Source organism: Gimesia alba (assembly GCF_007744675.1).
Taxonomy (GTDB): domain Bacteria; phylum Planctomycetota; class Planctomycetia; order Planctomycetales; family Planctomycetaceae; genus Gimesia; species Gimesia alba.
Genome location: NZ_CP036269.1, coordinates 7,391,412 through 7,409,817 on the forward strand (window position 1 = coordinate 7,391,412; position 18,406 = coordinate 7,409,817).

General features: G+C 50.9%; 11 protein-coding genes and 1 other RNA gene. 7 read left to right on the forward strand and 5 right to left on the reverse strand.

From position 1 onward, the window contains the following. Positions 1-122 precede the first annotated feature (122 nt). Positions 123-1,628 carry a sulfatase-like hydrolase/transferase gene (locus Pan241w_RS27630; RefSeq protein WP_145222512.1) on the forward strand — a complete coding sequence of 502 codons (1,506 nt, stop codon included), beginning with the start codon at positions 123-125 and terminating at the stop codon, positions 1,626-1,628. A 298-nt stretch (positions 1,629-1,926) separates the two neighbouring features. Here the strand turns inward: Pan241w_RS27630 and Pan241w_RS27635 are convergent, their stop codons facing one another. Next, complete coding sequence (locus Pan241w_RS27635) at positions 1,927-4,428, reverse strand: DUF1549 domain-containing protein (RefSeq protein WP_145222514.1); 2,502 nt, start codon at positions 4,426-4,428, stop codon at positions 1,927-1,929. 529 nt (positions 4,429-4,957) lie between these two features. Here Pan241w_RS27635 and Pan241w_RS27640 point away from each other — a divergent pair. The 4 genes from Pan241w_RS27640 to Pan241w_RS27655 all read left to right on the forward strand — a co-directional run bounded on the left by Pan241w_RS27640 (position 4,958) and on the right by Pan241w_RS27655 (position 11,228). Continuing rightward, the gene (locus Pan241w_RS27640) at positions 4,958-6,304 is read left to right on the forward strand and encodes a DUF1501 domain-containing protein (protein ID WP_145222516.1); all 1,347 of its coding nucleotides are present in this window, start codon (positions 4,958-4,960) and stop codon (positions 6,302-6,304) included. A 108-nt stretch (positions 6,305-6,412) separates the two neighbouring features. Next, positions 6,413-8,596, forward strand: a complete 2,184-nt coding sequence (locus Pan241w_RS27645; protein WP_145222517.1) for a PPC domain-containing protein — start codon at positions 6,413-6,415, stop codon at positions 8,594-8,596. A gap of 84 nt (positions 8,597-8,680) precedes the next feature. Then, a complete protein-coding gene (locus Pan241w_RS27650) occupies positions 8,681-9,892 on the forward strand; it encodes a DUF1570 domain-containing protein (RefSeq protein WP_198000190.1) in 1,212 nt (403 codons plus the stop codon). 148 nt (positions 9,893-10,040) lie between these two features. After that, positions 10,041-11,228, forward strand: coding sequence for an AI-2E family transporter (locus Pan241w_RS27655; RefSeq protein ID WP_145222522.1), 1,188 nt, complete (start codon positions 10,041-10,043; stop codon positions 11,226-11,228). Between the two features lie 551 nt (positions 11,229-11,779). Here the strand turns inward: Pan241w_RS27655 and Pan241w_RS27660 are convergent. The 4 genes from Pan241w_RS27660 to Pan241w_RS27675 all read right to left on the reverse strand — a co-directional run bounded on the left by Pan241w_RS27660 (position 11,780) and on the right by Pan241w_RS27675 (position 16,356). Next, positions 11,780-12,799, reverse strand: coding sequence for an IS110 family RNA-guided transposase (locus Pan241w_RS27660; RefSeq protein ID WP_145222524.1), 1,020 nt, complete (start codon positions 12,797-12,799; stop codon positions 11,780-11,782). A gap of 238 nt (positions 12,800-13,037) precedes the next feature. Further along, complete coding sequence (locus tag Pan241w_RS27665) at positions 13,038-14,486, reverse strand: right-handed parallel beta-helix repeat-containing protein (protein ID WP_145222525.1); 1,449 nt, start codon at positions 14,484-14,486, stop codon at positions 13,038-13,040. A 171-nt stretch (positions 14,487-14,657) separates the two neighbouring features. After that, complete coding sequence (gene rsgA, locus Pan241w_RS27670) at positions 14,658-15,815, reverse strand: ribosome small subunit-dependent GTPase A (RefSeq protein WP_145222527.1); 1,158 nt, start codon at positions 15,813-15,815, stop codon at positions 14,658-14,660. 34 nt (positions 15,816-15,849) lie between these two features. Next, positions 15,850-16,356: an FHA domain-containing protein gene (locus Pan241w_RS27675; protein WP_145222529.1), complete on the reverse strand. Its 507-nt coding sequence runs from the start codon at positions 16,354-16,356 to the stop codon at positions 15,850-15,852. Between the two features lie 174 nt (positions 16,357-16,530). On the opposite strand from Pan241w_RS27675, the gene rnpB reads away from it, so the two are divergent. Together rnpB and Pan241w_RS27685 are read left to right on the forward strand one after the other, a co-directional pair. Then, an RNA gene (rnpB, locus tag Pan241w_RS27680) (RNase P RNA component class A) lies at positions 16,531-16,908 on the forward strand. A 264-nt stretch (positions 16,909-17,172) separates the two neighbouring features. Beyond that, positions 17,173-17,598 carry a hypothetical protein gene (locus tag Pan241w_RS27685; protein WP_145222538.1) on the forward strand — a complete coding sequence of 142 codons (426 nt, stop codon included), beginning with the start codon at positions 17,173-17,175 and terminating at the stop codon, positions 17,596-17,598. The last annotated feature ends 808 nt before the right edge of the window (positions 17,599-18,406 follow it).

Below are 18,406 nucleotides of genomic sequence, written 5' to 3' on the forward strand. Positions count from 1 at the left end.
CGAATAGAGTTGCTTTTCCGTGCCAATTGCTTTTAAGTATAAATGAAACATCTGGTAAACAGATCCGGCAGTATCACGCTCAGTCAGCGGAACTTACTGCGGATCCAGAAAGGCAACTTGATATGCAATTCTTTAAGATTTCCGCCTCATTCATTCTGGCACTGTGCTTCACAACAGCCTTGTACTCTGCAGAAAACACAGAACAGAAACCGTCTCCAGAGCGGCCTAATATTATGGTGGTCCTCTGTGATGATCTGGGTTATGGCGATCTTGCCTGTTATGGTCACCCGGTCATCAAAAGTCCCAATATCGACCGTTTTGCACAAGAAGGTCTGAAGCTGACCAGCTGTTATGCCGCACATCCAAACTGTTCTCCTTCACGGACCGGCCTGATGACGGGCCGTACTCCGTTCCGCGTTGGCGTCTTTAACTGGATTCCCATGTACTCCCCGATGCATGTACGCAAACGGGAAATCACTATCGCGACATTATTGCGACAAGCCGGATATGCCACCTGTCACACGGGCAAATGGCATCTCAACGGCAAGTTCAATCTGGTCGGTCAACCTCAACCTTCTGATCACGGATTTGACCACTGGTTTTCCACTCAGAACAATGCCCTGCCGACTCACGAAAATCCGTTCAATTTTGTCAGAAACGGGAAACCCGTTGGACCGCAGAAAGGCTATGCGGCCCAACTCGTCGCCGATGAAGCCGAGGACTGGCTCGTGAACCTGCGCGATAAAGAAAAACCGTTCTTCATGTTTGTCTGTTTTCACGAACCACACGAACCGATCGCCAGTGCAGAACGATTCCGTAAACTATATACCGCGCCCGAAGGCTCCACCCTGCCCGCACATCACGGCAATGTCACTCAGATGGATGACGCCTTTGGCCGCATCCTGAAAACGCTCGAAGACCAAAAACTTCGCGATAATACGTTAATCATCTTCACCAGCGATAACGGCCCGGCGATCACCAGACGCCATCCGCACGGTTCCTCTGGGCCGCTCCGCGATAAAAAAGGGGCCACCTATGAAGGGGGCATTCGTGTCCCCGGAATTGTGCAATGGCCCGCTCATGTCAAACCGGGAACCACCAGCGATGTCCCCGTGTGTGGCGTTGATATTCTGCCGACTCTCTGTGCAGCCGCGAATATTCCCGTTCCCACAGACCGTGTCCTGGATGGCACGAATATTCTGCCGCTCTTGAAAGGGGAGCCGCTCAAACGCGCGAAACCCCTGTATTGGCAGTTCAATCGGGCACGCAACGAGCCGAAAGTCGTCATTCGCGATGGCGAATGGAAACTGCTGGCACGGCTGGATGTTCCCACTCCCAAACCTTCGGGCAGCATCACCGAACAGGAACTCATCGATCTGAAACGGGCGAAGCTCACCGGCTTCGAACTGTATCACATTCAGGATGACATCGCCGAAACCACCGATCGCTCAGAGAGTGAACGGGAGATCTTCGAAAAAATGAAACAGCAGATGCAGGACATTTACGAAGAAGTTCAGGCCGAAGCGCCTCTCTGGCCCGCCTGGGAGAGATCTGGTTACGAAGGCAAAATCATTTCCGAATATTACCGCAAGCAGACGGCCCAAAAGAAACAGAAACAAAAACCGTGAAGCCGCGTGTCGGTTATAGAACAGACGACCCAACCCCGGCGTAGGGGCTGACCCATGTGTCAGCCCGCAAGGTTCGCCTTGAAGACATCGCCCGCATACACACAATCAGGCCAGTTACATCAGATCGGTTTTTAACAGTCCGAACATTGCCAGGCGGGGCGACACATGGGTCGCCCCCTACACGACGATGACAGGGCCTACCCCCTGAATGGTTTGATTGATAACAGTTCCGCGACTTCCCATTCACCGTTGGGCAAGCCAACGGTGCCACCTGAAACTGTGATCCAATCAGAGCGACTTAGTGGTTAAACAGGAATTCGCGGCTGTTGCTGATGGCCCACATCACATCCTGGTAGCCTTCCCGCTTATCTTTCGAACTTTTGACGATCTGATCGCAGTTTGCCAGTTCCTGTTTTGTGGGATATCTGCTGAAGGCGGCCAGATACATTTCGGTGAAGACCTCATGATCGGGGGCTTTTGCTTTCAACAACTGTTCAATCCGTCCATTCTTCGTTGCCAGCTTTTGATTGATCAATTTGCCGTTGGCTACCTGCAGCACTTGCGCCAGATTCGGCTGGCTGGTGCGTTCACACTCGCAGGTGATGACGCGCTTGGGGCGTCCCAGTGTATCCAAGAAGTACGAAGTATAGTTCGGGTCGGGCAGTTCAATCGCCCGCGTTCCCTCAGGCACACCGCGGAATCGTTCCTGAGCGCCGGTAAGATCGTCGATCGCATCCAGCATCACTTCTGCCGGCAAGCGTTTTACATTGAAATGCGTATAGAAACGAGTCTTCGCGACATTTTCGGGTAGTGGCTCTGAAGACAACTGATAAGCCCGCGAATTCATGATCGCCCGCATCAACTCTTTCAGGTTATACCCGGACTCCACAAAATGATCGGCGAGTGCCTCCAGCAGTTCCGGATTCGAAGCCGGGTTGGTTTCCCGCATGTCATCAATGGGTTCAATAAAGCCGGAACCCATATAGTAAGACCAGAAACGGTTCACCATGTTTTTCGAAAACAGACGATTATCAGGCGCAGTAATCCAGCGTGCCAGAGGACGCCGAAAATCACGATACGAGGTCACGTCGATCGGCTCACCCATTAACGGAGTTGGCTCCATCGTTTTCCGTGTCCGTGGATGACGAATTGAACCGCTGCCTTTCACTTTGATCACCGTGTCTGCCCCCAATGCACCGAAATCGACGCTGGCTTTATTGCCCACGCGCGTGAAGAATGCAGCCAGACTGTAATAGTCTTTCTGGCTGTAAACCTCAAACGGATGATGGTGACACTTCGCACATTGCAGACGCACTCCTAAGAAGATCTGCGAAGTTGCTTCAGCCAGATCTTCCGGTTTGGTCGCAATCTTGAAATAGTTAGCAGGTCCATTCTCATAAATCGAACCTTGTGCTGTAATGATCTCGGTCACGAAATCATTCACCGGCTTGTTCTCACGCAAGGACTGACGAATCCAGTTCGAAAACGCCCACATGCCGCCATCACCGACTTTATTCCGGTTAATTCGCAGCAAATCGCCCCATTTCATCCCCCAATACGCACTCCATGATTCCACATACACATCACGTGCCGGATCGCCGGTGAGACCCAGCAGTTCGTCTACCAGCTGACTCCGTTTGTCGGGAGCTTTGGAAGCCAGAAATGCCTTTACTTTTTCCGGTGCCGGTAAAGTACCAATCGTGTCCAGAAACGCACGGCGGATGAACACTTCGTCTGAACAAAGCGGAGATGGCTCAACGCCGAGTTGCTCGAAGCGTTTTTTAATATGCTCGTCAATAAAGTTATTCGGTTTGAAATCAGCCAGATTAACCTTTGATTTGTAAGGCGAAACGACCGTCGAAATTTTTGCCTGGCCCATATACCGCACCATAATCGCGGTCTGGCCTGGACCCTGAATTTCGACTTTCCCCCGTGGCGAAACCGTCGCAATATTTTCGATCAGGCTGTCATACTGAGCCAGCGCAGTCACATCCTGTTTGGAACCATCACTATACTCGGCAATCACTCGCAACTGCTGGACGTCCCCTTTTTTGTAACGCCGCGACATGGGAGTCAGTTCCATGCCAACCACTTTGGGTTCCTTGTCGTCGATTTCGCTCACCGCTTCGGAAATCCAAGTCTGCATGATTCGATACTCATACGAATCTTTCGCAAATCGTCTTCCCCCGCCATGGGCGATCGCCATCGACGCTTTCTGAAGTATCAGACTTTTCTCAGGCTGCAAAATGGAAATCCGGCGCTGCCGGTCATCGCGGGCAATCTCGGGATAATCCTGCTCGGGAGCATAACCAAACAAAGATAACTTGAAGCCCCCTTTACCGAACTGAGACGCATGACAACCTCCCAGACTGCAACCCCCTTTATTTAGAACAGGAACCACATCTTTGACAAAGCTGGCGTTCTTTCCATTCGGAGTCGGTTTCACGGTCACGGAAATTTCGCGTTTCTTGCCAGCATGTTCCACCTGAATTTTTCCGTCGCCAAAACCAACCGGACGTACGAGACCTTCCGAGTTCACTTCCACGATTTTCGGTGTCAGACTGGTAAAACGCGACTGATGTGTCAGGTCGCCAACAATTTTTCCGTCCTGTAACACGGGGACCTGAATCTGGAAATAATCCAGCAGACCAGTCAACGTCGTTTTTTCCGGCGAAACCTGAAACGGTATTTCAGCCGCTTCGCCTGTATTCAGTATGAACGAACAGACCGCAAAGGAAACAACAACCAGCATCCGGTTGAGCATGTAATTTCTCTTCAAGTGAGTCTTCCAGTTCTTCATGAGATCAACTCTCTTTATGTTTGCAGTTTGCCATTAGGAAACGGACCCGTATGGGAATGTGACTAACGGAAAATGTATGACATCGCAAAGTCAGCGCCTTGCACAGGCGAGGTTGGCAGGTCGGGTGCAGTATCAGGTGGGAATTCAATGGCCTAACATAAAGGACCATTTATACTTAAATATACTAAAAAACAAAACAAAAGCAAAAAAAAACTCTGTTTTTTAGCAATATTTTTTAATAGGGTAGGATGAGATGAGAACTTATCCTTTATACACTAATCGGATGCAGAACTCACCTGCTCCTCTTATTTTACCGCTATATTTTAAACCGATCAAGGAATGAATTTTTTGAAAGCCGAATTCCTTCTTATTAATTTCCTGCATTGAGGCCGATTTTATATTTGCCTACCTTACATAAACGGTTACAATTATGTTAGTTATCTTTCCAAATATGTTAACGACATAATAATAGTCCCTCCAAATAACTTCCCGCCTAGACACGGGGCCCTGCCACAATAAGGAGTTTCTGATGCTGAAGCTTTTCCCACAAAAAGTTTCCAATTGTGAGACCGGTAGCCGACGTCAATTTCTTTTAGAAGTTGGTGCACTCAGCGCATTTGGAATCACCCTCGATTCCATGATGCGAGGTCAGGCGCATGCTTCCAACAGTGAGTCTGGTGCGCTGGCAGATCCATCGAATGACACCAACTGCATCCTGATCTGGACACGTGGTGGAACGAGCCATCACGACACCTTCGATCCCAAACCGAATGCTTCCGCCGATGTGCGTGGCGATTTTTCAGCCATCAGCACCGCACTGCCCGGTTATCAGTTTTCTGATCAACTGCCGCTATTTGCAAAACATGCCAACGAATTCACCATCATGCGGAACCTGAATCCACGAAACGGATCACACTCCACCGCTGATGCCTTCATGCTGTCGGGACACAAATTCAATGCATCCGTCACGTACCCCTGCTATGGCGCCGTGATTGCAAAGACCAAAGGTTTCAAAACCAACATCCCGCCTCACATTCAAATCGGGAATAACGTCGACCGACGCTTCAATGGCGGACTGGGTGGTTATCTGGGATTACAATACAACCCGTTCGAAATTCCCGGTGATCCGAATGCGAAAAACTTCACCGTACGTGATATCTCTCCGCCGTCGGGGATCACCATCGATCGCCTGAAACGACGCCAGCAGGCACTCCAGGCCATCGATACCCTGCAACGACAGGCCGACCAAAATCAAAATGCCTTTGAAGCGTCTGACGCTCACTATCAGAACGCCTTCAGTATGATCACTTCTGCTGACACACAAAAGGCTTTTGACCTGACTGAAGAATCGGACAAAACCCGTGACAATTATGGACGTCACTACCTGGGCCAAAGCTGTCTTCTGGCCCGCCGTCTGATTGAATCGGGATCACGCTTCGTCACCGTCAGCAGTGGTGGCTGGGATACCCATACGAATAACTTCAAATCATTGAAAAGATCATTACCTCCCTTTGACCGGGCTCTGACTTCACTGGTTCTCGATTTGAAACAGCGAGGCATGCTGGATAACACACTCGTCGTCTGGTTGACCGACTTCGGACGGACTCCTGTCATCAACTCAGCAGCCGGCCGAGACCACTGGGCCACCGCTTCTACGATGATGATGATCGGTGCTGGCACTCCCGCGGGACAAATCGTCGGAGCCACCGATGACATCGGTTCGCGTCCGGTTGGAAAAGAATACTATCCGCAAGACGTCGCGGCTTCCATTTATACCAAACTGGGAGTGAACCTGGATCATTACTTCATCTCTCCCGAAGATGGACGTCCTCTGATTATCAATGAGGGACAACCGATTCCGGAATTGATGGGTTAAGTTCCACGAACTCCTCACTCATTCAACAGTGATCGCCCCTCTGGACGTGACGTTCAAAGGGGCATCGCTTTATCAGGCACTCTATTTGATCTCATTCAGGACAAACCGATGCGCTGCATAGCTTATTCATTACTGACTCTGAGCCTGTTCTTCTCAACATCAACTCCGTCTAAAGCGGCCGATGAAAAGAAAACTCCGCCGCCGTCAAAAATCGGTTTTCGGCAACTGGTCGCATTTAAACCGGCTGCGGTTCAACAAGGAGATAAGCGAACAATCCAGCTGCATACCAGCTACACTCTGGATGGAACACACTCTGTCTTCTTTGATCAGCCCGGCATCAAGATGACGTTTACGGAACCCAAGCCCAAAGCTGCGCCCCGACGCGGCCGCGGCTCGGTCGGCACCCCGTTTGCTTTCGACATCGAAGTTCCTAAAGATCAGCCCACACGAATTTATGAATGCCGCGTTGCCACAGAGCAAGCGGTTTCCAGCGTCACCCATTTGCTGGTTACACCGTATCCCGTCATCGAAGAAGTCGAAAAGAAAGACAACAACAGCTTCGATACTGCCCAGGTCGTCACAGTTCCTTCCACGGTCTGTGGTATCTGTGAAAAATCAGAAGATCTCGACTGCTATAAATTCACCGGTAAAAAAGGGCAGGAAATCACGATCCAGGTCTACGCACAACGCGTTACCGAAGCGATTCACACCATGCAGACGTCCGGCGTCTATCTGATGGATTCCATTCTGACTTTATACGGACCGCAAAAACAAATCATCGCCCAGAACGATAACTTCGTTAAATCCGATTCACTGATCACGTTCACGCTACCCGCAGACGGCGAATACGTCTTTGAAATCCGTGATGCCCGTTATGTCGGATCCGGAAAATATGCCTACTGCATCGAAGTCAGTGACACGCCTTTCGTGTACCACACCATGCCCCTGGCTGTTCAGAAAGGAAAAACCACTGAAGTTGCCTTACAGGGACATGCCTTGAAAGGCCAGACCAAAGCCACGTTGTCTGCTGCCGACGCCAAAGAAACCGGCTGGACGAAACGAACCCTCAAGACACCCGCCGGCGAAACCAATGCTGTCTGGACACTGATCAGCGACGATCCCCAGGTAACAGCGCCCGGCACAAATATCTCGACCAAGACTGCTTTCCCGCTGACACTGCCTGTTGGCGTCAGCGCCCAGCTCAGTGAGCCCGAACAGATTCACTACTACTCGTTCAAAGCCAAAAAAGATCAATACTACTTTTTCAAATTGATGTCCAATCGCATCGAGCTGCCCCTCGACTGCGTCATGCAAGTCTACGACACCAAAGGCAAAGCACAACGGATCTACATCAACGGCGGTGCAAATACTGAAGCCGACGACGGCCTGAAAACCAAAGACGCCGAGTTCTACTTTCAAGCACCCGCTGATGCAGAATACTACGTCACCGTTCGGGATCTGCATGATCGTGGCGGTCAGCGGTTTACTTACCACCTGTCTGCACAACCCAGTGGCCCGGAATTTGAAGTTCACGGCGAATATTATTATGCACAAATTGCACCGGGGACCAACATGCTCTGGTTTGCCAAAGTCAAACGTTTGAACGGCTTCGACGGCCCGATTGAAATGAACATTGAAGGGCTCCCTAAAGGGGTCACATTAGAACCGGTCACTCTGCCTCCGGGCGTGAATGATTGTGGCCTGATTTTAAAAGCCGCCAAGGATGCCCCCATCAACGCATCGCTCGTGAAAATCACCGGAACAGCCAAAGTCCCCGGCCCCGATGGAAAAGAACGCGAAATCGTACGCGAAGGCCACATCACCTGTGAAATTCAATCCGGCGGCGGCGGACAGGCACGCTGGCCAATTCATACGTCGATCGTCGGTGTCACTAAACCACTCGACCTGCTGGAAGTCACCGCGACCCCCAGCGAAATAAAATTGAAGCCCGGCGAATCGGCGGAAATCAAAGTCAAAATCAAACGGAGTGAAGTCTATAAGGATCCGGTCACACTCGCGACTTCCTTTATGTACTTCAGATCAAAATTTGGAGAACAACTGCCTCCCGGCGTGACACTCTCCAAGAAGAGCAAAACCCGTCTGGCCGGCGATACGCTGGAAGGCACACTGATCATTGAAGCGTCGGACAAAGCGAAGCCCATCAAACGCTTCCCGTTCGCCGCGATGGCCCGGGTTGGGATCACATTCTCGATTACGACCAACTATGCATCGAATGTGCTTTATCTGACGATCACTGATTCTGAAGGAAAAGACAAACTGGCCAAAAAATAGGGATCGACTTCTGCCCCTCTCCCCCCTATTCTGGAAGTATCCGGTTCACTTCTGCGCAGAAAGTCTAACATGGTGTGGAGAGAGTTGAAAACAAAGTCAGTGCTGTCCTGCATTTCGCGTGCGCTGACTGTTTCTCTCCTCTGCCTTTGTTTCCCACAAGTAAGCTGCCTGACATACGCGCAAGATTCCACAAAACCGGACTCAACCGCAAAACCAGAACAGCAGCTCTACGAATTCACTTTCATCGACGCGCAACAACAGACGCAGACCATCCAGGCCGCTCAAGTCCTTGAAGCCCAGGATGGGGGCGTGGTGATGTTGACTCGCGACGGGCGCTTACTGACGGCGACTCCAGAACAGCTCAAACAGAAAAAACAGCTCGATCAACCGTTTACCCCTCTCACGCACGCTGAACTCGAACAGCAATTGAAAGCGGAGTTCGGCCCTGATTTCACAATCACGCATACCAAACATTTCACCATCTGCAGCCAGGCCGGAAAACGATATTCAAAATGGTGCAGTTATCTGTTCGAGCGCTTATATAACGTGCTTCACAATTACTGGGACAGCAAAGAACAGCCGCTGCACGATCCCGAAGTCCCGTTAATCGCCGTCATCTTTAAAGATCGCGCCAACTTCGAACAATACGCCAGCCAGATTCTCGGTGCAGGCACATCCGCCACGCACGGCTTTTATTCGATTCAGTCAAACCGAATGGTGCTTTATGATTTAACCGCCGCACCGAATGAACGTCCCGCGTTCACCGATGCCGACATTCTGAAAAAATTACGGAAGTCGCCGTTCAACATGGCGACCATTATCCATGAATGCACGCATCAGATCGCCTTCAATATCGGCCTGCATACCCGTTTCGCCGATAATCCACTCTGGCTCACCGAAGGCATGGCCACCTATTTCGAAACACCCGACCTGCGCAGTAAAACCGGCTGGCGCACGGTGGGCAAGCCGAATCCCTGGCGACTCACTCAATTCCAGAACTACGCCCGCTCCCGCAGACCCACCAATTCTCTGCAGACGCTGATTGCCTCTGATGAACGATTTCAGAATGCGGAAACCGTTCTCGACACGTACGCAGAAGCCTGGGCATTTTCCTACTTCCTCATCAAAACCAAACGCAGGCTATACGAAGAGTATCTGCATCGGATCGCCGCCAGAAAACCGCTCATCTGGTCCACTCCTGAAGAACGCCTCAAAGAATTTCGATCGGTGTTCGGCGCTGATCTGCGACGCCTCGATCAGCAATTTCTCAAATACATGCGACAAATCAGCCGCTAATCACGGTTTTTCTCTTTGCATCATTCCCGTTTCCCAGTATCGTTGCGCATACGCGGCTTGAACGGAGCAGCGTGTTTTGGGCTCATTTTCTGCGGCAATTTCAAACCGGTTCGCGCGTCATCGCACTCAGCATATAAGGGCATCCTCCATGTCGACTCCCCTGCAACCTTCAGATGAACAAGCCAAGGTGATCACTGGCTGCTTAATGCTGCTCTCCATCATCGCGCTCGCGTTTGTGTTTTACATTACGAAAGCAGTCTTGATTCCGTTCGTCATTGCTATTTTCATCGTCACCATTTTTACCCCTTTGGTCGATTTACTTGTCTTGAAATGGAAAATGCCACACATCGTGGCGATTTCTGCCACGCTGCTACTGGTCCTCTCCATCGGCTTTCTCATTTGCCTGACCTTGATTTATTCGACCCAACAAGTGATCGCTAAAGCGGAAACCCAGTACAGCGAAAAGCTGGGAATTTTTATTCAGTCGATGTTCGAAACGGTCAAAGAAGTCGAGAGTCCGCAGCAGAAAACAGACACGGAAGCCATCGAATCCGCCGCGCCGGAAATTAGCACACCCCAAACAGCTCCCGCCTCTGACACACAACCTGTGGAAGCCAAAAAACCGGAAACGGGCTGGTTTGGGAAAATGGGAATCAACCTGAATGTCCTGCAGGACCAGATCACGGACTACATGAAAAACGCACTCCGAACCATCGCCATCGGCACGATGCAGACCGCCTTGAACTTCACGACGACTTCCTTTTTCGTCGCGATCTTCGTGATCTTTCTCCTCGCAGGCCGGAATCCCGAGGCGGTCGTCCAGAATGTGATTTACCGGGAAATCGAACAGAAAATCCGCAGCTACATTTCCACCAAACTGATCATCTCGCTGATTACCAGTGTCCTGGTGGGAGTCACGCTGTCCCTGTTCGGCCTGGAACTCGCACTCGTTTTCGCGATCCTGACCTTCCTGCTCAACTTCATTCCTTCGATCGGTTCGATCATTGCCACACTGCTGCCGATTCCCGTCGCCTTTGCCCAATTCTCGGACAGCCCCTGGACCATCGCCGCCGTCATCCTGATTCCGGGCGGCATCCAGATGGTCATCGGAAATGCCATCGAGCCCAAAATCATGGGCGAAGGCCTGCAGTTGCACCCCGTTACCGTTCTACTGGCACTTTCGTTCTGGACACTGCTCTGGGGGCCCATTGGTGCGATCCTCGCCGTCCCGATCACCGCCGCCATCCGAATTGTGCTGATGCGATTCGAATCCGGACAAACCGCCGGCAACTTGCTGGCGGGCATCCTGCCCGGCGAATCGACGTCGGTAGCGTAGTCAAAGGGGGCGACACTTGACTGTATTGCAAAAATTACCCGCAGGGCGTTAGCCCCGGTTGAATGCTGCTTTGCAAATAGCGGTTCGAACCACCCAGAACACCCTGGCTCCTGGTGATCTTCGGGCAGTCATATCAAAAATGGCGGCTCGCGCCGTACCGCTCATGGGTTGGTTTCCCTCTTCATATTACGGTGGCGTGTGCCACTGATCATTTAACATACAAGTCAGCGTGAACTGTCTACCTCCCGCTCGCTGCGCTCGGCCCGAATTGCATTCGGGCCTATCTATGAAGAACATCTTGTCAAGTGATATTATTCTTTGCGCATGGATTCCTTTCTGAGACACAATCAAGCGGTACGCTCAACCATCTATTCGGGATCGACCTCTATTTCAGGCCGTCGCCATTAAACATCCGTACGAAGAACGCCCCATTCACCCCGGCGAAGGTCGAAGAATGTTCCTCGCCTTCATAGGCCCGATCGGGGTCGTTCACACGTTACCAGTTGATTTTATCTCTCTTCAGATTCAAATTACCTTCCAGTCATTCTACTTTATGCAGGCTGGTGTGTTGCGGAGAATGGTTCACCTGACTTCATGATTGCGACCATCATTCCCAGTAAACGCCGAGCAATGGCGACGATTGCTTTTTTGGATTTCAAACGTTTTTTCAATCGTTCATAGATCGTTTTCCAGCGGGGAACTCGATAAACCAACTGCCACGCTGATTCTACCAGTGCCCAGCGTAAATGCCGGGAACCAGACTTTTCTATATGAAGCTCTTTACTCTTACCAGCACTTTCTCGTTGTCCTGGTGCCAGACCGGCATAGGCAACAACCTGTTTCTGAGAGTCGAAACGATCGATATCTGCAATTTCCGACAACACGACTTCTGTTGTTACAAATCCGACTCCCGGAATACTCTGGAGCAGTTCCCGCTGGTGCCGTTCGCGAATCGGAGCAGTATTGGCGAATTCTTTCAGTGCCTGATTGGCTGCTTTCAATTGCTGACAAAAGAATTCCCATTCGGCGATCAATTGGTTCATGGAAAACCGGTCAGCCGCGGAAAGGTCATATGTCCTGACAAACTGCTGACCAGCCTTCGTAAACAGATCACGTCGATCTGCATTATGGTTACTTAAAATACGTCGTATCCGGTTTTTAACCGAAGTAATTCGTCGTTGAACTGTATTTCGCTGGCGGACCAGGCAACGGTGATCACGCTGTCGAGGTGTGGGGCGGTAAGAAGTGGGAATCATGCCGAGTGCTAAAAACTCGGCCAGGATTTGCGCGTCAAGACGGTCACTCTTTTGGGTAGACTCAGCAATGATCCGTAACTTGCCGGGGTGAGCTAGTAAGACCTTATCGGCCAGAGACTCAATGAGTTTCACGAACCACTCGTGACTGGCTGTCGCTTCCACGACCGCACGAAAACAGCCCAATTCCTTAAAAAAAGCGACGATGGCAACTTCGTTGGCACACATTAGCCGTTTCCGTTTCAAGACGTTGCGATCTTTATCTACCACGCAGACTGTGATACTCTGTTTGTGAAGGTCGATGCCGGCAAAAAACATGAGTGGTTCCTTTCTTTTGTGGAAACAAGGTTGAGAAATAACTATGTTTACCACGCGTTAAAGAATACCACCACCGGCTCGACCTTCTTTCATAGTTTCACCCCCTAGTAGGGTTGATTGAGAACAGTTCTGCGACTTCACATTCACCGTTGGACAAGCCAACGGTGCCACCCGCCGCTGGTCTGTTTTTCGTGTCCGTTCGTGTTTTTCGTGGTAGTAAAACACGCGGGCGTGTGACTCACTCCAACATCAGATTATTCGTCGCGGCCGTCCCCGGATCAATTTCAACAGCACCGGAGACCAGATTATCGGTCACTTGGTTCTGCTGCCCGCCGGTCACGCGAATAGCGAAGTCGCCAACCGCTTCGGTAATCAGACAGTCGGAAATGCGGGACTGCCTGACGTTCTTCAGCAGGATGCCGCCGTTCTCGCATTCGCGTATTGAGCAGCTCGTGATATTCATCCGCTCGCAATTCTCTACAATCAAACCGGCGGGAACTTCCAGGGTGGACTTGATATTCAACGCGTTAAGCGTGCAGTCCTGACAGTCTTTGAAGACGTTCGCGTTTTTTGTGGGGGCTCGATAGTCGGGGTTGCGATCCAGCAGATTTGCGCCCAGCACGATGTACGAGGAATCTTCGACGAGCAGATTATGTTCGTAGGCCTGCCACAGGGTATTGCCGGTGATCGTGATGCCACGGGCATGCTTTAGATGAATATTTACGGCGACGTCGCTCATCGAATTGTCGGCGATCGCAAAGTTCCCGACCTTCCGTGGGTCCTGGGGGCCGTTACCGATAAACCGTACGTTGGCTGAATCGGGCGCGTTGTTGGTATGCTGAATTGTGCAACCAAAGATCGCCCCTTCGCGTAGCGAGCCTTTCGAGATATCAAACAGAATATTCGCGGTCGGCGGCGTATCTTCACCCATGTTGCCTTCAATGTCACAATTGCCGATCTGAATGTTGCGGATTTCACTTTCGCGAACGACGATGCCCCCCTGCTTGTTGTAGCTGATATGCGAATCGGAAATGTTGACCTGATGCAGGTTCAGCTTATCCAGATAAATGCCCACTCCTTCATTCTGATACAGATGGCAATCGTCGATGGCCACGTTCCGGTTGCGTTCAAAGAGGTGAATCCCATGCAGGGCGTTACGCACCACCAGCCGCGTAATTGTCATCTGCATCGTTTTGGTGGCGGTGATCCCTATTGCTTCGGGGTGCTTGCCGACAATTTCGATGCCGTCGACCATCGGCGTTCGTTCTTTTTCCCAGACAACCGGCTGGACGGTTTTTGGGCTGGCGGTTCCGTTGTGTGTGCCAATAAAATGAAACGCCGGCCCTGCTCCTTCCATCAAAATCGTCGCAGTCCCATCTCCGGAAACGGAAGTTGGGCCCACTTTGTTGAGATCAATCACAATCGGTTTGGTGAAGCGATAGCGGCCTCGCGGAAACCGCAGCGAACCAACGGACGCATCGACCATTTTTTGAATCGCCGCCGTATCGTCGGTTTTGCCATCCCCGCGCGCACCATAATCCAGTACTGTCTTGGACCTCGTGGACCGGCCGCCCTGCTGCGTCTGTTCCTGACTCAACACGCGATGAGAATCGGCGGGAGAAAATAGACAAAGACCAACCATTGCCAGTGTGATAAAACAAACGGAGGACAGGGTTCTCGGTTTCATAGGGATGACCTTACAATTCTGGATTATTTCAGGCAGGAAATCGAAGGCCCCGATGACAAGCTCAATATTTAACGAACCTTACAAAAGGGCTCCCTGAGTCTAAGCTAGTCGCGATAGAGGATCAACCGTGGTGCGTGAGAAAATGCCGCAGTCATTCCGCGGACAGATACTTCAGGTCTGATGATAAACGGGCCGCGGTTCGTCACCGGTGATGATTTTCAGATAGCTCTGATAACGCTGGCGGGAAATGAAATCGTTGGCAACCGCCCGTTTGATCCCGCAGCCTGCTTCATGTGTATGCGAACAGTCGGGAAAACGGCACTGCGGAACGAATGCATGGAATTCACGAAAGAAACCTTCGACCTCTTCCGGTATCACATCCCATAACTCCAACTGGCGAATACCCGGCGTATCAACGACCCAACCCCCACTGGCAATTTCCAACAGGACCGCCGAACGCGTTGTATGCCGCCCTTTGCGACTCTCCTGACTGATCTCGGCCGTCTCCAACGCCAACCGACTGTCGATCTGATTCAGTAAAGACGACTTACCCACACCACTTTGACCGGAAAAAACGGTCTGCTTGCCTTTGAGCAGGGAGCGCAGCCGACCAATGCCTGTGCCATCAACGACGCTCGTCAAGACAATGTCGTAACCCAGCTGGGCATACACGCCGATCAACGGTTGAAACTGGACGGGGTCCACCAGATCGATTTTGTTGATGCAGATAATGGAATGTATATTTCCTTTTTCCGAACTGATCAGAAACCGATCAATGAGTGAAGGCTTGAGCGGCGGATCGTCGGCGGAGACGACAATCACGGCCTGGTCAATATTACTCACTAGAATATGTTCGCGGCGCTTACTACCCCGAGACAGATAAGAGTGCCGCGGCTCCACGCGTTCGATGACGGCCTGGTTTTCATCCCCTTCCGGCCTGACCAGAACATGATCGCCGGCAACAACGGCGTTACGGTCATCGCGGGCCATGGTGCGAACCAACCGCCGCACGGTGCAATCTAAGCGTCGCCCATCGTCCACCTGCACGACCGAGTTCAATCCCTGGGAACGAATCACGCGGCCTTTGAGACAGGTGCTCTCATCGATGTCGATGACAATCGCAGTACCGTCTTTGGTCTCCTGCTCTACACCCATCACAGTGCGGTGCCGCGTCAGGTCTCCTTTACCCGTCAAACGCTCGGAGGCGTCCATATATTGCGAATCGAGCTGCTCATCCATCTTATGACTGGAGAGCTTATTTTTCCGGACTTTTCGCTGGCGATTTTTCTTAAACGCAACCCGGATTTTTTTTCCTTTTTTCTTAGCCACTACAGTTCCGGTTCCATCACCGTCAAATCAAATTTCATGATGAACTATCCTCATCATTGTCCATATCAATCAAAAATTTCAAACCCAATTCTTCATCGGTCATTGTCGATTCATCTTTAGGCAGAACAATCTCTTTCGGTTTCTTGGCAGGGGGTGCCATCGGACGTGATGGACGTTTCTCTGGTTTCACCAGCCCCGCCTTCTCCATCAGACTCATCTCAAATGGATTTTCTTCTTCCGGTGGCGGCTCATCGGACTGAGGAGTATAGTTGATTTCAAACTCGTGCTTGGCAATCGATAGCTTGTCTCCGGGGAGCAACCACTTCATATCACACCGCTCGCCGTTGACTTTGATCCCGTTGCGGCTGTTCATATCGCGCACACGCCAGTAACCTTTCAGAAACTCCAGCTGGCAATGATGCGATGAGACATTGGGAAATTGCAATGTAATATCACACCGACTGCGGCGGCCGATCAGTAAAACCTCGGAAAGCAGCGGAATCGGGTCGCCGCCTCCACAAGGGTTGAGTTCACCTAACATTCTGAATTCCTGGTCTCTCTATTGTATGATCTTTACCGAAATCGCTTCTGTCGCCCGCACGTTATTAATCTATACTGCTGGCCAGACATTATAAACCCTTTTATATCAAGAAAAGTCAGAAATTGGGGATAGTTCAATCAATTACCTTCCCCTATACTGGACTGTTCAATAGCGGGAGTCGGCTAAGTGGTCGCTGCGAATTCTGCGGAATTCGTGGAGGAAAGTCCGGGCTCCACAGGGCACGGTGGTGGGTAACTCCCACCGTCCGCAAGGATAGGGAAAGTGCAGCAGAAAGCAAACCGCCTGCCTGGTTCGCCAGTCAGGTAAGGGTGAAACGGTGCGGTAAGAGCGCACCAGCAGGCCGGGTGACCGGTCTGGCTAGGTAAACCCCACCGGGTGCAAGACCAAGCAGAGAGCAGTCCTGGTTCGCCAGGACACGGATCGGCCCGATCCGGTATGACTCTCGGGTAGGTCGCGCGAGGCAGCAGGCAACTGCTGTCCCAGATAAATGGCCACTCTCGACATAACCCGGCTTATCGGCTTACTCCCGCTTATTGATTCTCCCTCGCCCCTCATTAAATCCTTATGAATACACATCGGGCGGCCAGTGGTTGTCATTTTGATTGTATTTCATTCCATTAAATTGCACATTTGACAACACCCCAAACCTATTCCGCAACACTAAAAACATACCTATCTCCTTATTTTATATATACTTACAGACATTCTCTATTTTTATGGCACGGCACGTGCTTTAAACCTCTTTCATCAACGACAAGTAAGCCACTTTTAAACAACACAACATTAAGGGAGATAATGATGAAAAACTTCACACTTGCCATCGCCGCTTTGGCAGCCGTCACTTTGGTCAGCAGCACCTCATTTGCTGCCACCCCGTTCTGCGGTACCAGTGACTATTTTAACTCACGATACAATTCACGTTACAACAACCACAGTGCCAGAAACTACAACCGGAAGTACAATGATTCGGTTTACCACAGCCGGAACTACCTGAATAACAGCTATCGAACCACGCGACCTTATGACTCGCTGACAAATCGGCTGAACAGCCTCTACAGTAATCCCTGGTCAAACACGCCACTGTTTACGGACTACACTTACCGAGCCCGAACGAACTACAACACGTTCTCGGCCAACTCGAATCGGTACAATTATGACCGCCACGACCGATATGACCATGGTCGTTACAGCCACCACAACAACTGGCGATACGATCGCTAAGACGTGACCAAAAGGTAAACCAGCCAACCCCCGGTCGAGCTCCGCACGGCCAGGGGGTATGTTTAAAGCCGCGCATCAAAAAAGGACACAGAGCAGATTTGCTCTGAGTCCTTTTCTTTCACAATGCCCAAGAGAGGATTCGAACCTCCACGGGGTTTACCCCCACTAGAACCTGAATCTGAAGTCGTCACATTTCAAAGATGTTATAGTCATACTGAAATTGCCTTGATATTAACATGTTGTGTCAATTTCACGCTGCACAGCCATTAGAGTCATATTTCATGGAAATTCTCAATTCTGTCCGCGATTTGTCCGCGGTAATATTTGGTGTTTCAACTGGCTCTAAGTTGGTCCGCTTTACACGCCTGTCTCCAGTTCTTCTCCCGAATAAATAAATTCAATTGAGCCTATTGATTTCTTCCCAGAAAAGGCTCTTTGTCCCGATAGGACATCGGTCTGTCGCACCTCTACAGTTTAGCGGGCTTCCATCCTGCGTTCGGATGATGTAACCAACGCAAGGTTGAGATTCCAAGCAACTTGTATCGGGCTGGCTGCCCTTCAATCAATCTTACGCAGAAATTCAGACAATTCGAGTCGGCTCGCGCATCTTATTGTGTATGTCGCTGTCGCGACGAGGTCTGATTTGACTCAGATTGCGAGGCCTGCAACACGGTCTTTAGTTTTGTAAATTCCATTGCGATCAAATGACTTATGCAAGATCATGCTCCTGTGAACGAGCCCGTGTATGAACATTGAAATAGTACTGCTGGCCGATGCAGTCGCTAGAATGAAAGTGACTGTCTGGGTT